Origin of the sequence: Curtobacterium sp. MCBD17_003 (assembly GCF_003234885.2) — a bacterium.
Lineage (GTDB): Bacteria > Actinomycetota > Actinomycetes > Actinomycetales > Microbacteriaceae > Curtobacterium.
In genome coordinates this window covers 2,402,797-2,423,519 of sequence record NZ_CP126275.1, presented here as the reverse complement: position 1 = coordinate 2,423,519, position 20,723 = coordinate 2,402,797, and the positions used below count along the sequence as shown (strand labels likewise).

The following is a 20,723-nucleotide window of genomic DNA, read 5'->3' as shown; positions in this document are numbered from 1 at the left end:
GGGCATGCCCATCGTGTCGACCCCCGTCGCCGACCTCGAGTACCACGACGACGGACCGGCCGACGGCACCCCGGTCCTGCTGCTCCACGGGTTCCCCGACACGCCCGCGACCTGGGACGGTGTGCTCGCGCTCCTGCCCGACGACGTCCGGGCGATCCGGCCGATGCTCCGCGGGGTGGGTGCGAGCCGGGTCCGTGACGACGCCGCCGACGCCCGGTCCGGTCAGGTCGCCGCGCTCGCCGCCGACGTCCTCGACCTGGCCGACGCGCTCCGACTCGATCGGTTCCTGCTCGCCGGGCACGACTGGGGCGCCAGGGCCGCGCACGCCGTCGCCGTGCTCGCTCCCGAGCGACTCACCGGACTCGTCACGATCGCGACGCCGTACGGGGACCGGGGACACCTGAGCGCCGCGGAACGACTCGACGACGCCGCGGTCGCCTGGTACCGGTACTGGCTCTGCACCGAGGCCGGCGCGCGGGCCTTCCGCACCGACCCCACCGCGCTCGTCCGATGGGCCTGGGCCAACTGGTCCCCCTCGCTCCGGCTCGACCCCACCGAGGAGCAGGCCATGCTCGGGGCGTTCGACACGGACGAGTTCGCCGCCGACGTCGTGCACTACTACCGACACGGTGCGGGCGAGGCGCCCGGCTCGCCCCGGTACGCCTCGACCCAGGCGCTCCTCGACACGTGGCCGGCGATCACGGTGCCGACGACCTTCCTCATCGGCACGGCCGACGGGTGCGAGACCCTGCCCGCAGCCCGGGGCAACGAGGCGTCCTTCGCGAGCGGACGCGACCTCGTCGAGCTCCCCGGCGTGGGCCACTTCGTCCAGCGTGAGGACCCCGTCGCCGTCGCCGCCGCCGTCCGCGCACACCTCGACCGCGTGCGCCTCGCCACCGACGCCTGAGGGGCCCCCGCACCGTGCGCAGCATCGAGCTCGTCTTCGACGACGCCACCGACGGCGCCCTCCGTGCCGGATGGCGGGCACTGGTCGACGCGGGGCTCCCGAGCCTCGCGCTCCACGACAGCCCGTCGAACCGGCCGCACGTGACCCTGGTTGCCGGGCCGACGCTGGAACCGGTGCCGTCCCTCCCGGCCGTCGCCGCCACCCACCCTGCCGAGGTGCGGTTCGGCGGCCTCACCCTGTTCCCGGCCGCCCGCGGGCGGTTCGTGCTCGTGCGCGCCGTCGTCGTGTCCGAGGCACTCGGCGCGTTCCACCGCCGCGTCCACGAGGTCGTACCCGGGGGTCTCCCGACGAGCCTGCCGGACGCCTGGTCGCCACACGTCACCATCGCGCGACGCCTGCCGCCCGAGGCGCTCCCCGCCGCGGTCTCCGCGCTCGCGGCGGCCCCCGTGCCCGAGTTCGGCGCGGTCGCCGGCGTCCGGTTCTGGGACGGGGACGAGCGGGTGGTGACGCCCCTCACCGGTGTGTGAGGCGCGGCCACGTGACCGCGCTGCCGCGTGACCGTGCGACCGCGTGACCGCGTGACCGCGTGACCGCGTGACCGCGTGACCGAGTGACCGAGTGACCGCGTGACCGCGTGGACTCCCGGCCGTGTGACCGCGTGTGTCGACAACGCAGGAAGAGGCCGTCTCCGGCGGCGCCGGGCCTCCGCTCCGGACCTGCGTTCCTGCGTTGTCGACGGGGCGCTGGGATTCGAGGCAGCTGCTGTTGCTCCGGTCCGTTCCGTCCGCCCACCCCGTCCGTTGGCTTCTCCCGTTCGCTCCTCCCGTTCGCTCCGCTGCCACGTGGACAACGCAGGAAGACCGCGTTCACTCGGGGGTCGGGTCCCGGCAGCGGCACCATTTTCCTGCGTTGTCGACGGGTCGCTGCCGCCCCGAGGCGGGTGCCGTTCCTCCGGGTCGTTTCCACCGTTCGCTGTGACCGCTCGCTGCGATCGTGCGCTGCGCACGGTTCGCTCCGCTGTCGTGTCGAGAACGCAGGAAGACGGCGTCGCTGGTGGGGCGAGGGCTCTGCTCCGGGCTTGGGTTCCTGCGTTGTCGACGGGTCGCTGCGGCCCTCAGGCGGGTGCCGTTCCTCCCGGGCGCTTCCATCGTCCGCTGCGACCGTGCGCTGCGCACGGTTCGCTCCGCTGTCGTGTCGAGAACGCAGGAAGACGGCGTCGCCGTTGAGGGGGCGCTTCGCCATTCGCGCCGATTTCCTGATTCATCGACGGTCGGGATGTGACGGGATGGGACGGGACGGGACTGGGCAGGGCGGGAGGCGCGGCGCCTCCGGACGGGAGGCGCGGTGCCGGCAGGGCGGGAGGCGCGACCGGACGGGAGGCGCGGCGCGACCGGACCGGAGGCGCGGCGCGACCGGACCGGAGGCGCGGCGGGACGGGACAGGAGGCGCGGCGCGACCGGACCGGAGGCGCGGTGCCGACGAGCGGCACGTGACGCCGGGACAACGGGTGCGGCCCGGCCACCGAGGCCGGGCCGGGAGGCGCGTCAGACCCCGAGGACGCGCTCGCCGAACGCGGACGCGAACCGCCGTTCCGGGTCGATCCGGGCGACGAGGGACCGGAACGCGGGGAGCCGTGGGTAGATCGCCGCGATGGCATCCGGCCCGAGGGACGACATCTTGCCCCAGTGGGGCCGTGCGTCGAACGGGACGAGCGCGGCCTCGATGTCCGGCAGCAGCGCGGCGACCTCGTCGACGTGACGACGCCAGGTGAACGCGATGCACAGCGTCGCGGACCCCTGACCGGGGCTGAGCCACAGGTCGTCAGGAGCGGTGGTCCGGAGCTCCGCGACGTGGAGGTGCGGGCGGATGCGGTCGCCGAGCGCGTGGACGGCGTCGAGTGCCTCGGCGGCCCGGTCGAGCGGCACGAAGTGCTCGCTCTGGATCTCGGACCCGACCGACGGCACCGTGCCCACGGTGAAGTGGGGGAGGCGGTCCCACCATGGTCCGGGCGTGCCGTCGCGGGCCGTGCGGTGGTCGTCACCCGGTAGCGGCGGCAGGCGATGTGCGCCGACGATGGCCTCGGGCACGGCGACGTCGTCGGCGCCGTCGGGGATCCGCGTCTTCACGAGGACCTCGCGCACCGTGCCGTCCCAGTTCGTGAAGCAGCACACGCTCGTCCCGGCGGCGAAGACCTCGCGCACGGACCCGAGGAACGCCGTCCAGGGGATCGCGCCGTATGCGTCCTGGCGCATCCGGTAGGTGGGCTCGACGTCCAGTGTGATCCGGGTGACCACCCCGAGGAGGCCCAGGTGGAGCACCGCGCCCGCGTGCTCCGGGTCGCCTCGGACGATCCGGTGCAGCGTGCCGTCCCCGCCGACGAACTCGAGACCGGCGACCGCTGACGACAACGACCCCAGGCGGGTGCCGGAGCCGTGCGTTCCGGTGGCGGTGGCGCCTCCGACCGAGATGTGCGGCAGCGAGCCCATGTTGTGGAGCGCGAGACCCGCGGCGTCGAGCGCGGGAGCGACGTCGCCGTACCGCGTGCCGGCGCCGAGCGTCACCGTCCGGCGGTCCGGCGCGATCTCCAGGTCGGCGGGGATCGCTGTGACGTCCACGAGCACGCCCGGTCCGTCGGCGACGTCGTTGAACGAGTGGCGGGTGCCGATGCCGCGCACCCGTTCGGCTCCCGACACGAGTTCCTGCACGGCCTCGATCGAGGTGGGGCGTTCGATGCGCTCGGCGGTGTACGTGTAGGTGCCCGCCCAGTTCAGCTCGCTCGTCATCGCGCCCATGGGGGTCACCCTCTCATGCGACGGGAGGCGTCGGTCCGTCCGACCCGTCGCACCCGTCGGTCAGACGGACAGACGGGTCGTGTCGGTCGCGTGTCGGTCGCAGCGCAGCGCGTCGGTCGGTCGGTCGGTCGGTCGGTCGCGCCGAGGGTCAGTGCGTGGGCGACGGCACGAGGCCCGGCGCGAGCTCCGGCTTGCGGACCATCGCGGAGGCGGCGATGCCGAACAGCGAGATGATCGCGCCGACGAGGAACGCCGTCCGGACGCCGGCTGCGGTCGCATCGACCGAGACCGCCGAGCTCGCGCCCCCACCCGCGGCAGCGGTGCCGATCGCCATGAGGGTGACGAAGAGGGCGGTCCCCGCAGCTCCTGCCAGCTGCTGAGCCGTTCCGAGCAGCGCCGACCCGTGCGAGTACAGGTCGGGCGTGAGTCCACCGAGTCCCGCGGTGAACAACGGCGTGAAGGTGAGCGCGAGCCCGATGCTGAGGAGCACGTGCGCCGCGAGCACGAACCACACGCTCGTGGTCGGACTGAGCATCGTGAACATCCACAGCACGACGCTCACGAGGACTGCGCCCGGCACCGCGAGCACCTGCGCGCCGTGCTGGTCGTACAGCCGCCCGACCACCGGCGAGAGCAGACCCATGACGAGCCCGCCGGGCAGGAGCAGCAGACCGACCTGCAGGACGGGCAGCCCGAGCACGGTCTCGAGGTAGATCGGCAGCAGGATCAGCGTGCCGAACATGGCGATCATCGCGATGCACATGGCGATGATCGCGATGGTGAACGTCCGCACCCGGAACGTCCGCAGGTCGAGCAGCGCGCGGTCCCGTCGCTGCAGGGACCGTTGCCGCGCGATGAACCCCACGAGCGCGACGAGTCCGACCGTGAGCGCGACGACGGGAGCCCAGATGCCCCCGCTGCCGATCGTCGCGATGCTGGACAGGCCGTACACGATCCCGCCGAAGGCGAACGCGGACACGATGACGGACCCGACGTCGAGTGGGACGCGTCGTGGCGTGGAGACGTTCCGCACCTTGAGGAGCCCGATGACCAGGGCCGCGAGCGCGATCGGGAGGACGAAACCGAACATGGACCGCCATGTGAACGACTGCAGGATGAGCCCCGAGATCGTGGGCCCGATCGCCGGCGCCACCGAGATCACGATCGAGATGTTGCCCATCACGCGGCCACGGCGCTGCGGCTCGACGAGAGTCAGCACGGTCGTCATGAGCAGGGGCATCATGATCGCCGTTCCGCTCGCCTGCACGACCCGGCCGACGAGCAACACCGGGAACCCCGGCGCGAGCAGGGCGATCACGGTGCCCGCCGAGAACAGGCTCATCGCCCATGTGAACACGGGCCGCGTCGGGAACCGCTCGAGCAGGAACCCGGTGATCGGGATCACGACCGCCATGGTCAACATGAACCCGGTGGTGAGCCATTGCCCCGTCGTCGCGCTGATGTCCAGGTCCGTCATGAGCCGCGGGAGGGCCACGCCCATGATCGTCTCGTTCAGGATGACGACGAACGCGGAGACGAGCAGGAGTCCGATGACCAGGCGCGCGGTCGCCGGGGACGTCGACGACGGCCCGGCTGGCTCGGAACGAGCGCTGGTGATCAGGGTGGCGGCGTCGGGATCGGCCATGGACCGAGGCTAGCGGCCTCCTGTGACATCGGACAGGGTCAGCTGGACGTCCAGGGAGCCCGGGGCCAGCGTGGCGACGCTCAGCGCGCGACCGCGTCGAACGACCGCAGCCGGAACAGCCCGAGCAGCGTCCCGACGACGACCGCGGCGGCGAACACCACGCCCGTCGCGGTCAGTCCGACGGCATGGCTGAGCAGCCCCGCCGCGACGGCGGGGACGGAGATCGCCAGGTACGCCACCACGAAGTACGTGGTCGTCGTCGCGGTGCGGTCCGCTGCCGCCGTGGCGCCCGTGACGGTCCGGAGGCCCGCCATGAACAGGAGGCCCTGCCCGGCCCCGGCGAGCACTGCGGACGCGATGAGGGTGGGCAGCGACGCGGCGAGCAGAGCGACGACGAGCACCGCCATGCCGACGACGAGGCCGACGGTCCCGACGAGGACGAGTGCCCGGTTCGAGAGGGGACGGAGCGACACCTGCGCCGCCGCGGAGGCGCCGAACAGCAGGAACGTCACGGTCCCGACGACCGCGGGCGAGTGCACCCCGATGACCGTGCCGACGAAGTTCGGCGCGATCGACGAGAACAGCCCGCACACCGCGAACCCCGTGACCGCCCCGATGGCGGCCGCGCCGAAGACCGACCGGGTCTCCGACGGGACGCGCGGCGGTTGCAGCCGGAATGGCGTCCGCTCGCCGGCGGTCTCGCGCATCGCGAGCAGGGCGAACCCCGCGATGACGAGCAGTCCGGCGTGCACCACGTACGGCGCGCGGAGGGGCCACGGGGTGACGGTCGCGACCACGCCGGCCATGAGCATGCCGAGTCCGAGCCCGCCGATGTTCCCCGCGGTGGCGAGCGCCCCGGCGAGCTTCTCGCGGCCCCGGGGGGCGGCCTCGAGCACCGCGACCGTGGCGGTGGACGTGAAGATGCCCGCGGAGAACCCCGAGAGCACGCGCCCCGCGTACAGGAGCCACTCGGGGGTGCCGACCGTGAACAGCCCCGCCGAGAGCAGGGACAGCACGATGCCGACGAGGAGCGCCGGTCGTCGGCCGATCGTGTCCGACAGGCGGCCGACGAGCACGAGCGCGAGGATCACGCCACCGGCGTAGACCGCGAACAGCACGGTCGTCGCGGCGCTGCCGAACCCGAAGTGCGCCTCGTAGGTCGGGTACAGCGGCGTCGGGATGGTCGTCCCCATCATGACGGCGGTGAAGACGTAGACGGCGGCGACGAGTCCGGGCACCCGTCCGACCGTACTCGGCGGCGTCAGTGCAGGATGTCGAACGACCCGCCGTCGGCGTGGGGCGCGACCGAGCGCACCGCGACGTCGGTGACGGTGGCCGACGGCGGCCCGACGTGGAGGAGCTCCATGAGCGTGTCGACCGCGGCCTCCGGTCCCTCGGCCTCCACCTCGACCGTCCCGTCGAACAGGTTGCGTGCGTACCCGGCGAGCTCGAGCCCGTCCGCCTTCCGTGCGGTCCAGTAGCGGAATCCGACCCCCTGGACCGATCCGGACACGACGGCGTGCATCCTCGTGATCGGTGTCATGCCGCCCACTGTAGGAGCGGCGCGTTTCATGGCCGTCACGGCTCGTTTTCGTCGCGGTGACGATCCGGCCGCACCTCTGCCGATTCGCGTCGGCGGAGGGATCAGGTCATACTGACCTCATCAGTTCGGGTCACTCCGACCAGAACCCGATGGACCAGGATCGTGATGACCACACCGGACCACGGCATCCGCGTCGCCGTGTCGACGGTCATCGTGGCGCTCCGACGGCACCCCGAGACGGGCGAACTCGCGCTGGCGATGCCCCTGGTCCGCCGGGTGACCGAGCCGTTCGAGGGGTCCTGGGCGCTGCCCGGTGGATGGGTCGGCGTCGACGAGGGCCTCGAGGAGTCCGCGGCCACCCGGCTGTTCGAGACCACCCGCGTGCAGCCCCGGTACCTCGAGCAGCTGTACGCCTTCGGCGACGTCGACCGATCGCCGGACCGGGTGGTCTCGATCGTCTACTGGGCGCTCGTCCGCGGCGACGAGACGCCCGGTGTGCCCGACGACTGGAACGTCCGCTGGTTCTTCGCCGAGCACCTGCCACGACTCGCCTTCGACCACGACCGCATCGTCGACTACGCGCTGTGGCGCCTCCGGAACAAGGTCGGCTACTCGCGGATCGCCCAGGCGTTCCTCGGCGACCGGTTCACGCTCGCCGAGCTCCGCAGCGTCCACGAGGCGATCCTCGGCCGCCGCCTGGACCCGGCGAACTTCCGCCGGCAGGTGGCCCAGTCGGACGCGATCGTCGCGACCGACGAGCTGTCCTCGGGAGGCCGTCACCGGCCGGCGCGCCTGTACCGCTCCAACCCCCTCCTCGCCTTCGCCGACAACGGGCCCCTCGGATCCGACCGGCCCCCAGCACCACCGACGGGAACCTGATGTCCATCGCAACCACCATCGACCTCATCTCGAACGGTCGCGCGGCCGGCAGCACCTGCACGCCCGACCTCGCCGCTCCCACCTGGACCTTCGATGCCCGGCCCGGCTACGGTCCCGGGTCCTCGATGTCCGACCTCATCCCCACTTCGGCGCCGCGCCAGGGCGTGATCCCGGAGGAGTACCGGACCGCGTCGGAGGCCGAGCTGCACGCCCGGATCGAGGCCGCCAAGGCCACCCTCGGCGATCGGGTCGTCGTGCTCGGGCACTTCTACCAGCGCGACGAGGTCGTGCGGCACGCGGACTTCCTCGGCGACTCCTTCCAGCTCGCGAACGCCGCGCTCACCCGTCCCGACGCCGAGGCGATCGTGTTCTGCGGCGTGCACTTCATGGCCGAGACCGCGGACGTCCTCGCCCGCCCCGAGCAGCACGTCATCCTGCCGAACCTCGCCGCCGGGTGCTCGATGGCGGACATGGCCGACATCGACAGCGTCGAGGCGGCCTGGGAGCAGCTCGAACTCCTGTACGGCACCGAGCCCGACGCCGACGGCCGCGTGCCGGTGATCCCGGTCACCTACATGAACTCGGCGGCGGACCTCAAGGCGTTCTGCGGTCGTCACGGCGGCATCGTCTGCACGTCCTCGAACGCCGCGACCGTCCTCGAGTGGGCGTTCGAGCGCGGCCAGCGCGTCCTGTTCTTCCCGGACCAGCACCTCGGGCGGAACACCGCGAAGGCGATGGGGGTCACCACCGACCGCATGCCGATGTGGAACCCCCGGAAGCCGCTCGGCGGCAACGACGCCGCGACGCTCCAGGCGGCCCAGGTCGTCCTGTGGCACGGGTTCTGTTCCGTGCACCGCCGGTTCACCGTCGAGCAGATCGAGCAGGCGCGCGCCGCCGATCCCGACGTCGTCGTGGTCGTGCACCCCGAGTGCCCGATGGAGGTCGTCGACGCCGCGGACGTCGCCGGCAGCACCGACCTCATCCGCAAGGTCGTCGCCGCGGCCGAGGAGCCCACGACCTTCGCGATCGGCACCGAGATCAACATGGTGAACCGGCTGGCGGCCGAGTTCCCGCAGCACGACATCTCCTGCCTCGACCCCGTGGTTTGCCCGTGCTCGACGATGTACCGGATCCACCCGGGCTACCTCGCATGGGTGCTCGAGGCGCTGGTCCGCGGCGAGGTCCTCAACGAGGTCCGGGTCCCGGACGACATCGCGGCCGACGCGCGGGTCGCGCTCGAGCGCATGCTCGCCGCACGCCCCCGCCCCCTCGCGCCCAGTCGTCCCCTCGCCCCCGCCCGTCCCCTCGACGCAGGCCGGGAGGCCTGATGCACGTCGTCGTCGTCGGCTCCGGCATCGCGGGCCTCACCACCGCCGTCCGTGCCAGCGGACGACACGACGTCACCCTCGTGACGAAGGGCGCCCTCACCGACGCGGCGACCACGTACGCACAGGGCGGCATCGCGGTCGCGCTCGGCGCGGACGACTCGGTCGGCGCCCACGTCGCGGACACCGTCGCCGCCGGTGCGGGAGCCGGGGACCAGCACGCGATCGAGGTCCTCTGCGCCGACGGACCGGCTCGCGTCCGGGACCTCCTCGCGATCGGCATCGCGTTCGACCGGACCCGCGACCCGGCGAGCCAGGAGGTGCACGGCGACGACCTGACGCGCGGTGTCGAGGCCGCCCACGGCCGCCGTCGCATCCTGCACGCGGACGGCGACGCGACCGGTGCGGCGATCGAACGAGGGCTCGTCCGTGCGTTGCTCGACCGCCACGTCACGATCCTCGAGCGGACGTTCCTCGTCGACCTGGTCGTGCACGAGGGCGCCGTCCGCGGCGTGGACGTCCTCGACCTCCTCGGCGAACCGCTGCGCATCGCCGCCGACGCGGTCGTCCTCGCGACGGGTGGGGCCGGGCACCTCTACCGACACACCACGAACCCGCTCGTGGCGACGGGGGACGGCGTGGCGGCCGCGTGGCGTGCCGGTGCCGTCCTCGCGGACCTCGAGTTCGTGCAGTTCCACCCGACCCGGCTCGCAGTCCCCGGCGGCGGCCTGGTCTCCGAGGCAGTGCGCGGGGAGGGCGCGGTCCTCCGCGACCAGGCGGGGCGCCGCTTCATGACGGCCGTGCACCCCGACGCGGAGCTCGCACCCCGTGACGTCGTCGCTCGCGGCATCGCGGCCGCGATGCGCGCGCAGGGCGGGGATCCCGTGATGCTCGACGCCACCGCGCTCGGTGCCACGCTCCCGATCCGGTTCCCGGGGCTCACCCGGGCCACGCGCGCGGCGGGGTTCGACTGGACGCGCGAACCCGTGCCCGTGGCGCCGGCGGCGCACTACGCGATGGGCGGGATCGCGACCGACGTCGAGGGCCGTGCGAGCCTCCCGGGCCTGTCCGCGGTCGGCGAGGCGGCCTGCACCGGCGTCCACGGCGCGAACCGCCTGGCGTCGAACTCCCTGCTCGAGGGGCTCGTCTTCGGCGTGCGCGCCGCCGACGCCCTCGACGTCCCGCGGCCGGCACGGCCGCGCCTTCGGGGTCCGCACGCACTCGCGGTCACGTCCGTGGCGGACCCGGACCGGGCCTCCCGGCCGGGAGGCCCGGCACCGGTCGACGAGGCCCGCGTGCGTCCGGCGCTCCAAGCCGTCATGGAGGACCGGGTCGGGTTGCTCCGCGACGCCGACGGACTGGCCGGCGCCGCGCGGGACCTCGCGGCGCTCGAGGTCGCGGCCCAGACGCCGAGCGTCGGCGCCCTCGAGGACCGCAACCTCCTGACCCTCGCCCGCCTCGTCACCCACGCGGCGGCGGCCCGCACCGAGTCCCGCGGCGCCCACGCTCGCACCGACCACCCCGGCACCGACCCCGCGCAGGCGCGGCCCCTCGCCTGGGTGTCGACGACGCAGGGGACCGTGTCCCGCACGGTCCCCGCCACCGCACCACGACAGGGAGTTCCTGCATGACCGACATCACGACCGGTGCCACTGCCGCCGCGCCCACGACCTCCACCGCCGTCGGGGCGATCCCGCCGCATGCGCTGCGTCGCGTCATCGAGACCGCCCTCGAGGAGGACGCCCCCTGGGGCGACGTGACGAGCGAGGCGTTCGTGCCCGCCGACGCCACGGCCACCGCCACCCTGGCCGCGCGCGAGCCGGGCGTGCTCAGCGGCGGTGCCGTGTTCGCCGCCGTCATGGCCGCGGTCGACCCCGGCATCGTCGTCACACTCGAGCGTGCGGACGGCGCCACGTTCGCGGCCGGCGACACGCTCGCGATCGTTTCCGGTGCCGCGCGGTCGGTGCTCCGCGCGGAACGCGTCGCCCTCAACCTCGTGCAGCGGATGTCCGGCATCGCCACGGTCACCGCGCGCTACGTCGCGGCGGTGGCCGGCACCCGTGCTCGCATCGTCGACACCCGCAAGACGACGCCCGGCCTCCGCGCGCTGGAGCGACACGCGGTCCGCTGCGGGGGCGGACACAACCACCGGACGTCGCTGTCCGACGCGGTGCTCGCCAAGGACAACCACCTGGCGGTGCTCGCAGCCCGGGGCGTCCCGATCGAGGAGGCCATCCGCGCAGCGCGAGAGCGGCTCGGACACACCGTCCACCTCGAGGTCGAGGTCGACCGCATCGACCAGATCGAACCCGTGGTCGGCGCCGGCGTCGACACGATCATGCTCGACAACTTCACGCCGGACATGCTCCGTGCGGGCGTGGCGCTCGTCGGCGGTCGCGCCCTCGTCGAGGCGTCGGGTGGCGTGACGCTCGAGTCCGTCGCGGCCATCGCGGCGACCGGCGTGGACATCGTGTCCGTCGGAGCGCTCACGCACTCGGCCCGGGCGCTCGACCTCGGGCTCGACGTCGTCGTCGAGCCCGACGTCGCCACGGCCCCGCGCGATCGGTAGGACGGCCGTGTACCTCGACCACGCCGCGACCGCGCCCGTCCGCCGCGAGGTCCTCGAGGCGATGTGGCCCTGGCTCACGGGCGACTTCGGCAACCCCTCGTCCACCCACGAGGTCGGTGCCCGGGCCGCGCAGGGCCTCGCCGCGGCGCGGGCGGTGGTCGCCGGCGCGCTCGGCTGCCGACCGGCCGAGGTCGTGTTCACGAGCGGCGGTACCGAGTCCGACAACACCGCGGTCAAGGGCATCGCGCTCGCCGCGCCGCGCGGTCGCCGGGTGCTCACCCTCCCGACCGAGCACGACGCCGTCCTCGCGAGCTGCGACCACCTGGTACGGCACCACGGCTTCACCGTCGACCTCCTGCCGGTGGGGTCGGACGGGAGGCTCGACCCGACCGACCTGGCCGCCGCGCTCACGCCGGACACCACGCTGGTCAGCGTTGCGCACGCGAACAACGAGATCGGCACGGTGCAGGACATCCCGGCGCTGGCCGCGGTCGCCCACGCCGTCGGCGTACCCCTGCACAGCGATGCCGTGCAGTCCGCCCCGTGGCTGCCCGTCGGGCTCGACGTGCTCGGCGCGGACGCGGTCAGCGTGTCCGGACACAAGCTCGGCACCCCGAAGGGGATCGGCGCGCTCGCGGTGCGTCGGGGCGTCCCGATCGAGCCGCTCCTGCACGGCGGTGGGCAGGAACGTGGCGTCCGCTCGGGCACCGAGGACGTCGCCGGTGCCGTCGGTCTGGCCCGGGCGTTCGAACTCGCGCTCGAGCGACGTGCGCACGCTGCCGCGGTCGCCGAGTCGGCGCGGGACGTCCTCGTCGCGGATGTCCTGGACCGCGTACCGGATGCGGTGCTGACCGGGTCGCGCGAGCACCGCCTCCCGGGCCACGCGTCGTTCTGCCTGCCAGGCACGAACGGCGAGACGGTCCTGCTCGAGCTGGAGCAGCAGGGGATCCTGGCGTCGGCGGGCAGCGCGTGCGCGGCCGGCAGCACGGAGACGTCGCACGTGCTCGCGGCGCTCGGGCTGCCGGAGGAGGTCGCTCGCACCGCCGTGCGGTTCACGTTCGACGAGCACCTCGGGCCGGACGGCGGCGCCGCCGTGGTGGACGCCATCGCGGCAGCCGTCCACACGGTCCGCGCCCTCGCCGTCCGACCCGGAGGGGTGTACTAGACGGTCTACTCCATCTCGGGGGGCGTGTCCCCCCTTCCGCGGACAGCCCGGGGTCCGCACAATGGAGGACATGACGGACACGAGCGAGCAGCGACTGGCGAGTCCGGCGCTGCGCCCCGCGACCCGGACCTCCCGGTTCCACGCGGTGCAGCTCCTGCCGGCCCCCGCGACGATCCTCGCGCTCGGCTTCGGTGCGGCGCACGGGCTGACACTCGTGCCGCTCGCGGTCGTCGCGGTCGCCGGGATCCTGGCGACGGTCGGCAGCGCCGTCCTCCCGATGTCCGCCGAACCGGCCCGCCACCCCCTCGGAGGCGATCGCCGCACTTCCTGACACCTCGGACCCGCGCCGGTGACCACCCCCTGATCGGTCATCGACGCGTTCCGCCGGACGCACCCTGAGCGCCCGGCGGGGAGCACGGCCCTCGTGGTCGCGCTCAGGCAGCCGGCTCCGCCACGGCGTCGTCGTACGAACCCCTGACCCTACGACGACACCCCCCCTGAACCGTGGCGGGGCCGGCTCTGCCGTTCCCGGGCGTCGGACCGCGCGTACTCCGCCCGCGGAGCGGCGTCAGTCGAGGTCGGCCTCGGGCGTGTGCGCCGCCTCCGCGCGGACCGTCTCGCCCGGCCACGTGTACGGCAGGTCGTCCGGCACGTCCGGGAACCGCTCCCGGTAGAACTCCGGCGCCTTCTGCACGAGCTTCGAGCGGTGCGATCGGTGGACGGCCTCGTCCCCGAACCACGGCGGCATGGTCACGTCCCCGTGCTCGTACGCCTCGAGGTCCTCCTCGACCCGGCCGAGGTCGATCAGCGTCTTGCCGAGGCACGTGTCGGCGTAGCCCCGTTCGAGCCAGACCGTGCACGTCGCGTCCTGGTAGGCCATGAGCGCTGGTCGGAAGCCCCGCCACATCGCGACCACCGGGTGGTGCTGCCAGCCGTACCCGGGCAACGTCAACGCCCGCATCACCTGCAGGGTCTCCACGCGCTGCTTCCCGAGGCGCTTGTCGTCGAGCGACTCCGCCGAGGCACGGAAGTCCGGATAGGGCAGGAAGGTCTGCATGCCGCGGTCGTGCCTCCCGGTCGTCGGTGCGGTCCGGGGCGCGCCGAACCGCGACCGACGCTACGCGCGAGCGGTCGGTGGGGACCGGGAGTGGGGCCGGACCGCCTGTCGCGATCGGGCTGGCGGCGGTCCGATCCGGCGCTGTGCCGGTCACCGTTCCTCGACACATGTCGTCACATCGCGGCTCGTCCATGGCCGAGCGTGTGAGCATCGGCGCATGACGAGCAGCAGCCCCCGGATCGTCGGCGTGAGCGGGAGTCCCTCGGACCCGTCCCGCACGTCGACGCTCGTGCGCGCGACGGTGGACCGGTTCGCCGCCGAGTTCGAGGACGCCCGCACCACGGTCGTCGAGATCGGACCCGTGCTCGCCGACCTCGGCGCCGCGCCCACCCGCGACAGCATGGCAGCGGCGACACGAGCTGCGTTGGAGGCGGTCGAGACCGCCGACGTCCTCGTCGTCGGGAGCCCGGCCTTCCGAGCGGCGTACTCGGGCGCGTTCAAACTGTTCTTCGACTGGGTCGGGCAGTACGAGCTCGTCGACACCCCGGTGCTGCTCACGGCCACCGGCGGCAGCGATCGGCACGCGCTGCTCGTGGAGCACCAGATGCGGCCGTTGTTCGGGTTCTTCCAGTCGACGACGCTGCCGATCGGGGTGTTCGGGAACGAGCGGGACTTCGTCAAGCACGAGGGGTCGTACGAGCTGCGCAGCGTCGAGCTCGAGTTGCGCATCGACCAGGCTGTGCAGCGGGCGCTCCCGATCGTCCGCAGCGGGCGCCTCGGTGCGCTCGCCGGAGCGGATGTGCGGCGGCCCACCGAGTTCTGACGCGCCGCGTTCCGCTGGGCGGCGTTCTGCTGCGCAGCCTTCCGACGCGTCGCGTCGACCCAGCCCGCCGGGCCCGCTGGCGGCGGCGCGGTCCCTGCCGGCCGCGGCCACCGGGCCCGGTGTGTCGGTGATTCAGGAACGGGAGGTGCGGTGCGGGCGGGCGCGGTCCCTCCCGGCGGCGGTTTCCTGCGTTGTCGACGTGGGCCGGTCCTGCGGCTGGTGTGTCGGTGATTCAGGACGGGAGGTGCGGTGCGGGCGGGTGCGGTCCCTCCCGGCGGCGGTTTCCTGCGTTGTCGACGTGGGCCGGTCCTGCGGCTGGTGCGTCGGTGATTCAGGACGGGAGGTGCGGTGCGGGCCGGGGCGGTCCCTCCCGGCGGCGGTTTCCTGCGTTGTCGACGTGGGCCGGTCCTGCGGCCGGTGTCGGTGATTCAGGAACAGGAGGCGCGGTGCGGGCGGGTGCGGTCCCTCCCGGCGGCGGTTCCCTGCGTTGTCGACGTGGGCCGGTCCTGCGGCTGGTGCGGTCGGTGATTCAGGACGGGAGGCGCGGTGCGGGCCGGTGCGGTCCCTCCCGGCGGCGGTTTCCTGCGTTGTCGACGCGGGTCGGTCCTGTGGCCGGTGCGGTCGGTGATTCAGGAACGGGAGGTGCGGTGCGGGCCGGTGCGGTGCCTCCCGGCGGCGGTTTCCTGCGTTGTCGACGTGGGCCGTTCCTGCGGCCGGTGCGTGTCGGTAGTTCAGGACGGGAGGTGCGGTGCGGGCGGGTGCGGTGCCGCCCGGCGGCGGTTTCCTGCGTTGTCGACGCGGGTCGGTCCTGTGGCCGGTGCGGTCGGTGATTCAGGACGGGAGGTGCGGTGCGGGCCGGTGCGGTCCCTCCCGGCGGCGGGTTCCTGCGTTGTCGACGCGCCTGCGGGTGACCTCCCTCGAGGCATGGGGTGACGTCGGTGGTGGAACGGGGGTCCCGAAGTGCCGCCAGGATGGTTGGCGAGCCTATGGTCCGGTCGTCGGGTCGGTCGCGGCCCGCAGGAGGGACGCCACGGTGGGACAGGGCAGCACGGACGATGACGGCACCGGACGGGAGGCGGTGGTTCCGCCGTCCTCGTTACCGCGGCGGGCGGTGGTCGCGGCGGCTGCATGGAGCGTCCCTGCACTCGGCGTGGTGGTGTCGACCCCGGCGGCTGCCGCGAGTGCGGAAGCGACTGCGACCCTCGCCTTCACCGGCGCATCGGTGCGCCCCGCGGGCGGCGCGCTGTCCGACGCGACGTTGACGGTGCTCTCCGGGAGCGGAACCCCGTCGCCAGGGGAGACCGTCGTCTTCAGCGTGTCCGGACCGGCGTTCTTCGGCACGCCGGGGACCACCACGGCGACGGCGGTGACGGACGCGGCGGGACAGGCCACCGCGACCGGCCTCGTCGCATCGCTCGATCCCGGGGTCATCGTGCTCACCGCGTCGGTCGCGGGACTGCCGCCCGCGGTGGCGCAGGTGACGACCACGCCGGTCCTGGACCTCGCGGTGACCGACGTGGGGAACGCTGCCGGGAGCGGCTGGCAGCCGTTCGTCGAGCGGCCGCTCGAGTACCTGGACGAGCACCAGCAGTGGCTCTGGCAGAGCGGGAGGACGTACTCCGTGACGACGGCCTTCAGCAACACGGGACCGGACGCGCCCGCCGGCGCGGTCGTCCGGGTGGTCGTGCCGGACGTGCTGCCCGCCGGTGGCGCCTTGGTCTCCGCGGCTCGCATCGTCGCCTTCAGCGTGACGGCCACCGCGCTGGGGATGAGCGCCGCGACCGTCACCCCACGTCCCGCGGCCCCGGAGGAGGGACTCGCGGAGGACTTCGTCGTGGCCGTCCCGATCCCCGCCGGGGCCGCGTTCGGGTTCACCGTCGCCCTCGACGTCCGGCCGGTCGGTGTCGAGCGGTTCGCGTACAACAGCGTCGTGGTGTCGATCGCGACCGGCGTCTCCGACGACGCCGACCGCGACACGGCCGACGACACGATGACGAGCGCCCCCTTCGCCATGGACCCCGCGACGTAGGTCGGCGGCCGACCGCGGGGAGGCGCGGTACGGGCGTGCCCCGCCCCTCCTGGCTGCGGGTTCCTGCGGTGTCGACGCGATTGGGTCCGGCCTGCTGCTGGAGCGGACAACTCAGGACGGGAGGCGCGGTGCGGCCGCGCCCCGCCCCTCCTGGCTGCGGGTTCCTGCGGTGTCGACGCGAGTCGGTCCTGCCGCCTGCCGCCTGCCGCCTGCCGGGGCTGGGCTGAGAACGCAGGACGGGAGGCGCGGTGCGGGCTCGCGCCGTCCCTCCCGGCGGCGGTTTCCTGCGTTGTCGACCGGCAGCGCGCGCGGTCCCGACGTGATCAGCCGAGCAGCGTCGCCAGGTGGAGCACCGCCAGCCGGTAGCCGTCGGCCCCGGCGCCCTCGATGACGGCGGTGGCCGCGGTCGCGACGTGGTCGACGTGGCGGAACGGCTCGCGCTTGAAGACGTTCGACAGGTGGACCTCGACGACGGGCACCGTCAGGGCCTCGACCGCGTCGTGCAACGCGACCGACGTGTGGGCGTAGGCAGCGGGGTTGATGACGACGCCGGCGTGGTCGTCGAGCGCCTCGTGGAGCCACGTGACGAGCTCGCCCTCGTGGTTGCTCTGTCGGAAGGCGACCTCGAGTCCGAGCGGCTCCGCGGTCGTCCGCACCAGGTCCTCGAGCTCCTGCAGCGTGACCGTGCCGTACTGCGCGGGATCACGGCGTCCCAGGATGTCGAGGTTCGGACCGTTGAGGACCAGGATGCGGGGCGCGGGCATCCTCCGAGGATAACGACCGAGCCCACCCTGTGCGCCTCACCGGATGTGAACGGTCACACGCGACGAAACCGAGAATCGGCGCAGAGGTTCCACCTGGTTCCCTGAGGTGTAACGTTCCGGGTCGGATCGGCTCCGAGCCGCTCCCGCCCCCACACGGAGGCGCGCCGACACGATCGAGTGCGTCTCCGGAGCCCGTCCCCGGGCCCCGCCCCGCAAGCACTTCGACGTGGAGTTGACATGGTTCTCGCTGCAGGACAGAACGGGATCCAACTCGATCTGAGTTGGGTCGACTACGTGATGATCATCGTGTACTTCGCGGTGGTCATCGGCATCGGTTTCACGGCCCGTCGCCGGGTCCGGACGAGCATGGACTTCTTCCTGTCGGGCCGGTCGATGCCCGCCTGGATCACCGGTCTGGCGTTCGTCTCCGCGAACCTCGGTGCCACCGAGATCCTCGGCATGGCCGCGAACGGCGCGCAGATCGGCATGGCGACCCTGCACTACTACCTCATCGGCGCGGTGCCGGCGATGGTGTTCCTCGGCCTCGTGATGATGCCCTTCTACTACGGCTCGAAGGTGCGATCGGTGCCGGAGTTCATGCTCCGCCGGTTCGGCAAGGCCCCGCACCTCGTCAACGCCCTGGCGTTCGCGGTGTCGAACGTCCTCATCGCGGGCATCAACCTCTACGCGATGGCGATCGTCATCGAGGCGATGCTCGGCTGGCCCGAGTGGCTCGCGATCATCGTCAGCGCGGGCTTCGTGCTCGTGTACATCACCCTCGGCGGGCTCTCGAGCGCGATCTACAACGAGGTCATGCAGTTCTTCGTGATCATCGCCGGGCTCATCCCGCTGACGATCGTGGGCCTGCACCGTGTCGGTGGCTGGTCCGGGCTCACCAAGGCGGTCGAGCACACCGACGGTGCGCGGCACCTGTCCACCTGGGCGGGCACGGCGATCGGGCACACGACGAACCCGATCGGGGCGAACTGGCTCGCCATCGTGCTCGGCCTCGGCTTCGTGCTGAGCTTCGGGTACTGGACCACGAACTTCACCGAGGTGCAGCGCGCGTTCTCGGCGAAGAACATGTCGGCCGCCCGTCGGACCCCGCTCATCGCGGCGTTCCCGAAGCTGTTCATCCCGTTCATCGTCGTCATCCCGGGTCTGATCGCCGCGGCGACGCTCGGGAACCAGCTCGCCGGTGCGCACCACTCCGGGCTGAGCTACAACGACGCGATCCCGAAGCTCATCCAGATGTACCTGCCGACGGGCGTGCTCGGCGTCGCGGTGACCGGGCTGCTCGCGAGCTTCATGGCCGGCATGGCGGCGAACGTGTCGAGCTTCAACACGGTCTTCACCTACGACATCTGGCAGCGCTACATCAAGCCGAACATGCCGGACGTGCACTACCTCAAGACCGGGCGCTGGGTGACGATCGTCGGTGTGCTCATCGGCATCGCGACGGCGTTCCTGGCCGCGCAGGCGCAGAACATCATGACGTACATGCAGACGCTGTTCTCGTTCTTCAACGCGCCGCTGTTCGCCGTGTTCATCCTCGGCCTGCTGTGGAAGCGCATGACGACCTCGGCGGCGCTGTGGTCGTACATCGCGGGCATCATCGCGCCGACCGTCACGTGGATCGCCTACCTCGTCAACCCGAAGCTCTTCGCGACGGGCACCGCCGAGACCCTCTACGGCGCGATCATCTCGTTCGTCACGGTGCTCGTGTTCGGGTTCCTCATCAGCATGTTCACGAAGCCGCGGGACGAGCGTGAGCTCGGTGGGCTGGTGTACGGCATCGGCAAGATCGACCTGCACGGCGACTCGGTCGCGACGGACACCGCCTGGTACCGGTCTCCGGCACTGCTCGGGACGGCTGCGCTCGTCCTGTGCGTGCTCCTGTACCTGCCGTTCCTGTAGACCGTCCTGATTCGACAAGGAGATCACCATGAGTGAGACCAACAAGCCGGGCACCGCTCCCGGTGGCGAGGGCGCTCCGATGACGGACGCCGAGAAGCGCGAGTACGTCACGTCCACCCGTCGGTTCGACCTGCGCCGCATCCTCGGGGGCCTGTTCGTCCTGTACGGGATCATCGTCACGCTGACGGGCATCGCGCACCACGCGACCGACGGTCAGAAGACCGGCGGCATCCAGATCAACCTGTGGACGGGCATCTCGATGCTCGTCCTCGGGCTGCTCTTCTTCCTGTGGGACCGGCTGGCGCCGGTGCCCGAGGAGGACATCGTCGGCAACCTCGAGCGCGAGGACGTCGAGAAGGCCGCGGGCGAGGGCCACGAGCTGGCCTGACGCGCGCACACGCCCGACGGGAGGGTCGTACCGGCACCGGTACGGCCCTCCCGGCCGTACCGGCACCGGTACGGCCCTCCCGTCCGTCGTGTCCCGGCCGGGAGGCGCGGCGCGGAACCGCCACGCGCCGCACCCGACCCGCTCCTCGCGTCCTCCGCTGCCCAGGGCCAGCCCCGGCCGGCGCCGGGCACCTGTCGGTGGGGGCCGGGAGGATCGGCACATGACCGACCCGACGCCCGCCGTGCCCGTGCCCGTGCCCGTGCCCGCCGATCCGACGCCCGCCGATCCGGTGCCTGCTCATCCGGCGCCCGATGCGCGGAGCGCCGTTCTCGACCTCGTCCGCGGCCAGGACGGCCTGGCACGCCCCCGATGGGCGGCGACCGATCCGCTGCTCCGCGAGTACTACGACACCGAGTGGGGGATGCCCGTCCGGGACGAGCGCGGCCTCTACGAACGGTTGAGCCTCGAGGCGTTCCAGTCCGGCCTGAGCTGGCGCACGGTCCTGGCGAAGCGACCGGCGTTCCGACGTGCATTCGCGGATTTCGACCCGGACGTGGTGGCGTCCTTCGGCGAGGCCGATGTCGCCCGGTGCATGGCCGACGTGGGCATCGTCCGGAACCGCGCGAAGGTGCTCGCGACGATCACGAACGCGAACGCGACGATCGCCCTCCGCGACGAGGGTGGTCTGGCCGAGTTCGTGTGGTCCTTCCGGCCCGAGACGACACCCGCGCCCCGGAGCGTCGCCGAGGTCCCGACCACGAGCCCGGAGTCGGTCGCGCTCGCGAAGGCCCTGCGGAAGCGGGGCTTCGCGTTCGTCGGTCCCACGACGATGTTCGCGCTCATGGAGGCCGTCGGGATCGTCGACACCCACCTCGTGGGCAGCCACCGTCGCGGCAGCTCCGGTGTCTGGCCGGCCTGAC

At 72.8% G+C, this 20,723-nt stretch carries 19 protein-coding genes; 13 read left to right on the top strand and 6 right to left on the bottom strand.

From position 1 onward, the window contains the following. Positions 1–4 precede the first annotated feature (4 nt). Complete coding sequence (locus tag DEI88_RS11460) at positions 5–907, top strand: alpha/beta fold hydrolase (RefSeq protein ID WP_111071302.1); 903 nt, start codon at positions 5–7, stop codon at positions 905–907. Between the two features lie 14 nt (positions 908–921). After that, complete coding sequence (locus DEI88_RS11455) at positions 922–1,434, top strand: 2'-5' RNA ligase family protein (RefSeq protein ID WP_111014083.1); 513 nt, start codon at positions 922–924, stop codon at positions 1,432–1,434. A 1,017-nt stretch (positions 1,435–2,451) separates the two neighbouring features. Here the strand turns inward: DEI88_RS11455 and DEI88_RS11450 are convergent. From DEI88_RS11450 to DEI88_RS11435, 4 genes are all read right to left on the bottom strand, one after another. Continuing rightward, positions 2,452–3,699, bottom strand: a complete 1,248-nt coding sequence (locus tag DEI88_RS11450; protein WP_111071303.1) for an FAD-binding protein — start codon at positions 3,697–3,699, stop codon at positions 2,452–2,454. 148 nt (positions 3,700–3,847) lie between these two features. Then, positions 3,848–5,344: a DHA2 family efflux MFS transporter permease subunit gene (locus DEI88_RS11445; RefSeq protein WP_111014081.1), complete on the bottom strand. Its 1,497-nt coding sequence runs from the start codon at positions 5,342–5,344 to the stop codon at positions 3,848–3,850. A gap of 80 nt (positions 5,345–5,424) precedes the next feature. Further along, positions 5,425–6,582 carry an MFS transporter gene (locus tag DEI88_RS11440; protein WP_220038110.1) on the bottom strand — a complete coding sequence of 386 codons (1,158 nt, stop codon included), beginning with the start codon at positions 6,580–6,582 and terminating at the stop codon, positions 5,425–5,427. A 23-nt stretch (positions 6,583–6,605) separates the two neighbouring features. Continuing rightward, positions 6,606–6,887 (bottom strand): acylphosphatase, encoded by a 282-nt coding sequence (locus DEI88_RS11435; RefSeq protein WP_258374919.1) that lies wholly within the window; start codon positions 6,885–6,887, stop codon positions 6,606–6,608. A gap of 165 nt (positions 6,888–7,052) precedes the next feature. On the opposite strand from DEI88_RS11435, the gene DEI88_RS11430 reads away from it, so the two are divergent. The 6 genes from DEI88_RS11430 (at position 7,053) to DEI88_RS11405 (ending at position 13,156) form a co-directional block, all read left to right on the top strand. Beyond that, positions 7,053–7,766, top strand: coding sequence for an NUDIX hydrolase (locus DEI88_RS11430; RefSeq protein WP_111037558.1), 714 nt, complete (start codon positions 7,053–7,055; stop codon positions 7,764–7,766). Beyond that, positions 7,766–9,094, top strand: a complete 1,329-nt coding sequence (gene nadA, locus DEI88_RS11425; protein WP_111071304.1) for a quinolinate synthase NadA — start codon at positions 7,766–7,768, stop codon at positions 9,092–9,094. The genes DEI88_RS11430 and nadA overlap by 1 nt, the downstream gene beginning before the upstream one ends. Continuing rightward, on the top strand, positions 9,094–10,722 hold the full coding sequence (nadB, locus tag DEI88_RS11420) for an L-aspartate oxidase (protein WP_111071305.1): 1,629 nt from the start codon (positions 9,094–9,096) through the stop codon (positions 10,720–10,722). Before nadA ends, nadB begins: the two co-directional genes overlap by 1 nt. Beyond that, entirely contained in the window at positions 10,719–11,660 is a 942-nt protein-coding gene (gene nadC, locus DEI88_RS11415; RefSeq protein ID WP_111071306.1) for a carboxylating nicotinate-nucleotide diphosphorylase, read from the top strand. The genes nadB and nadC overlap by 4 nt, the downstream gene beginning before the upstream one ends. Positions 11,661–11,667: 7 nt before the next feature. After that, entirely contained in the window at positions 11,668–12,825 is a 1,158-nt protein-coding gene (locus DEI88_RS11410) for a cysteine desulfurase family protein (protein ID WP_111071307.1), read from the top strand. Positions 12,826–12,895: 70 nt separating this feature from the next. Beyond that, the gene (locus tag DEI88_RS11405) at positions 12,896–13,156 is read left to right on the top strand and encodes a hypothetical protein (protein WP_146244014.1); all 261 of its coding nucleotides are present in this window, start codon (positions 12,896–12,898) and stop codon (positions 13,154–13,156) included. A gap of 237 nt (positions 13,157–13,393) precedes the next feature. On the opposite strand, the gene DEI88_RS11400 is transcribed toward DEI88_RS11405, so the two are convergent. Beyond that, positions 13,394–13,882, bottom strand: a complete 489-nt coding sequence (locus tag DEI88_RS11400; protein WP_111013572.1) for an MSMEG_6728 family protein — start codon at positions 13,880–13,882, stop codon at positions 13,394–13,396. Between the two features lie 217 nt (positions 13,883–14,099). On the opposite strand from DEI88_RS11400, the gene DEI88_RS11395 reads away from it, so the two are divergent. Further along, a complete protein-coding gene (locus tag DEI88_RS11395) occupies positions 14,100–14,705 on the top strand; it encodes an NAD(P)H-dependent oxidoreductase (RefSeq protein WP_111013571.1) in 606 nt (201 codons plus the stop codon). 1,153 nt (positions 14,706–15,858) lie between these two features. After that, positions 15,859–16,734, top strand: a complete 876-nt coding sequence (locus DEI88_RS11390; RefSeq protein ID WP_146246005.1) for a hypothetical protein — start codon at positions 15,859–15,861, stop codon at positions 16,732–16,734. 323 nt (positions 16,735–17,057) lie between these two features. Here DEI88_RS11390 and aroQ read toward each other — a convergent pair whose 3' ends face one another. Next, positions 17,058–17,498: a type II 3-dehydroquinate dehydratase gene (gene aroQ, locus DEI88_RS11385; protein WP_111009390.1), complete on the bottom strand. Its 441-nt coding sequence runs from the start codon at positions 17,496–17,498 to the stop codon at positions 17,058–17,060. Positions 17,499–17,735: 237 nt separating this feature from the next. Here aroQ and DEI88_RS11380 point away from each other — a divergent pair, with 237 nt between their 5' ends. The 3 genes from DEI88_RS11380 (at position 17,736) to DEI88_RS11370 (ending at position 20,722) form a co-directional block, all read left to right on the top strand. Further along, a complete protein-coding gene (locus tag DEI88_RS11380) occupies positions 17,736–19,415 on the top strand; it encodes a sodium:solute symporter family protein (protein WP_111027053.1) in 1,680 nt (559 codons plus the stop codon). Positions 19,416–19,443: 28 nt separating this feature from the next. After that, on the top strand, positions 19,444–19,803 hold the full coding sequence (locus DEI88_RS11375; protein ID WP_220035630.1) for a hypothetical protein: 360 nt from the start codon (positions 19,444–19,446) through the stop codon (positions 19,801–19,803). A 220-nt stretch (positions 19,804–20,023) separates the two neighbouring features. Next, entirely contained in the window at positions 20,024–20,722 is a 699-nt protein-coding gene (locus DEI88_RS11370) for a DNA-3-methyladenine glycosylase I (RefSeq protein ID WP_111049324.1), read from the top strand. Position 20,723 lies beyond the last annotated feature (1 nt).

Excerpts from the sequence above, each read along its gene's own strand:
- nadB (WP_111071305.1), top strand. The coding sequence starts at position 9,094 with ATGCACGTCGTCGTCGTCGGCTCCGGCATCGCGGGCCTCACCACCGCC.
- DEI88_RS11375 (WP_220035630.1), top strand. The coding sequence starts at position 19,444 with ATGAGTGAGACCAACAAGCCGGGCACCGCTCCCGGTGGCGAGGGCGCT.
- DEI88_RS11460 (WP_111071302.1), top strand. The coding sequence starts at position 5 with ATGCCCATCGTGTCGACCCCCGTCGCCGACCTCGAGTACCACGACGAC.
- DEI88_RS11400 (WP_111013572.1), bottom strand. The coding sequence starts at position 13,882 with ATGCAGACCTTCCTGCCCTATCCGGACTTCCGTGCCTCGGCGGAGTCG.
- DEI88_RS11370 (WP_111049324.1), top strand. The coding sequence starts at position 20,024 with ATGACCGACCCGACGCCCGCCGTGCCCGTGCCCGTGCCCGTGCCCGCC.
- nadA (WP_111071304.1), top strand. The coding sequence starts at position 7,766 with ATGTCCATCGCAACCACCATCGACCTCATCTCGAACGGTCGCGCGGCC.
- aroQ (WP_111009390.1), bottom strand. The coding sequence starts at position 17,498 with ATGCCCGCGCCCCGCATCCTGGTCCTCAACGGTCCGAACCTCGACATC.
- nadC (WP_111071306.1), top strand. The coding sequence starts at position 10,719 with ATGACCGACATCACGACCGGTGCCACTGCCGCCGCGCCCACGACCTCC.
- DEI88_RS11405 (WP_146244014.1), top strand. The coding sequence starts at position 12,896 with ATGACGGACACGAGCGAGCAGCGACTGGCGAGTCCGGCGCTGCGCCCC.
- DEI88_RS11445 (WP_111014081.1), bottom strand. The coding sequence starts at position 5,344 with ATGGCCGATCCCGACGCCGCCACCCTGATCACCAGCGCTCGTTCCGAG.
- DEI88_RS11395 (WP_111013571.1), top strand. The coding sequence starts at position 14,100 with ATGACGAGCAGCAGCCCCCGGATCGTCGGCGTGAGCGGGAGTCCCTCG.
- DEI88_RS11450 (WP_111071303.1), bottom strand. The coding sequence starts at position 3,699 with ATGGGCGCGATGACGAGCGAGCTGAACTGGGCGGGCACCTACACGTAC.
- DEI88_RS11435 (WP_258374919.1), bottom strand. The coding sequence starts at position 6,887 with ATGACACCGATCACGAGGATGCACGCCGTCGTGTCCGGATCGGTCCAG.
- DEI88_RS11430 (WP_111037558.1), top strand. The coding sequence starts at position 7,053 with ATGACCACACCGGACCACGGCATCCGCGTCGCCGTGTCGACGGTCATC.
- DEI88_RS11380 (WP_111027053.1), top strand. The coding sequence starts at position 17,736 with ATGGTTCTCGCTGCAGGACAGAACGGGATCCAACTCGATCTGAGTTGG.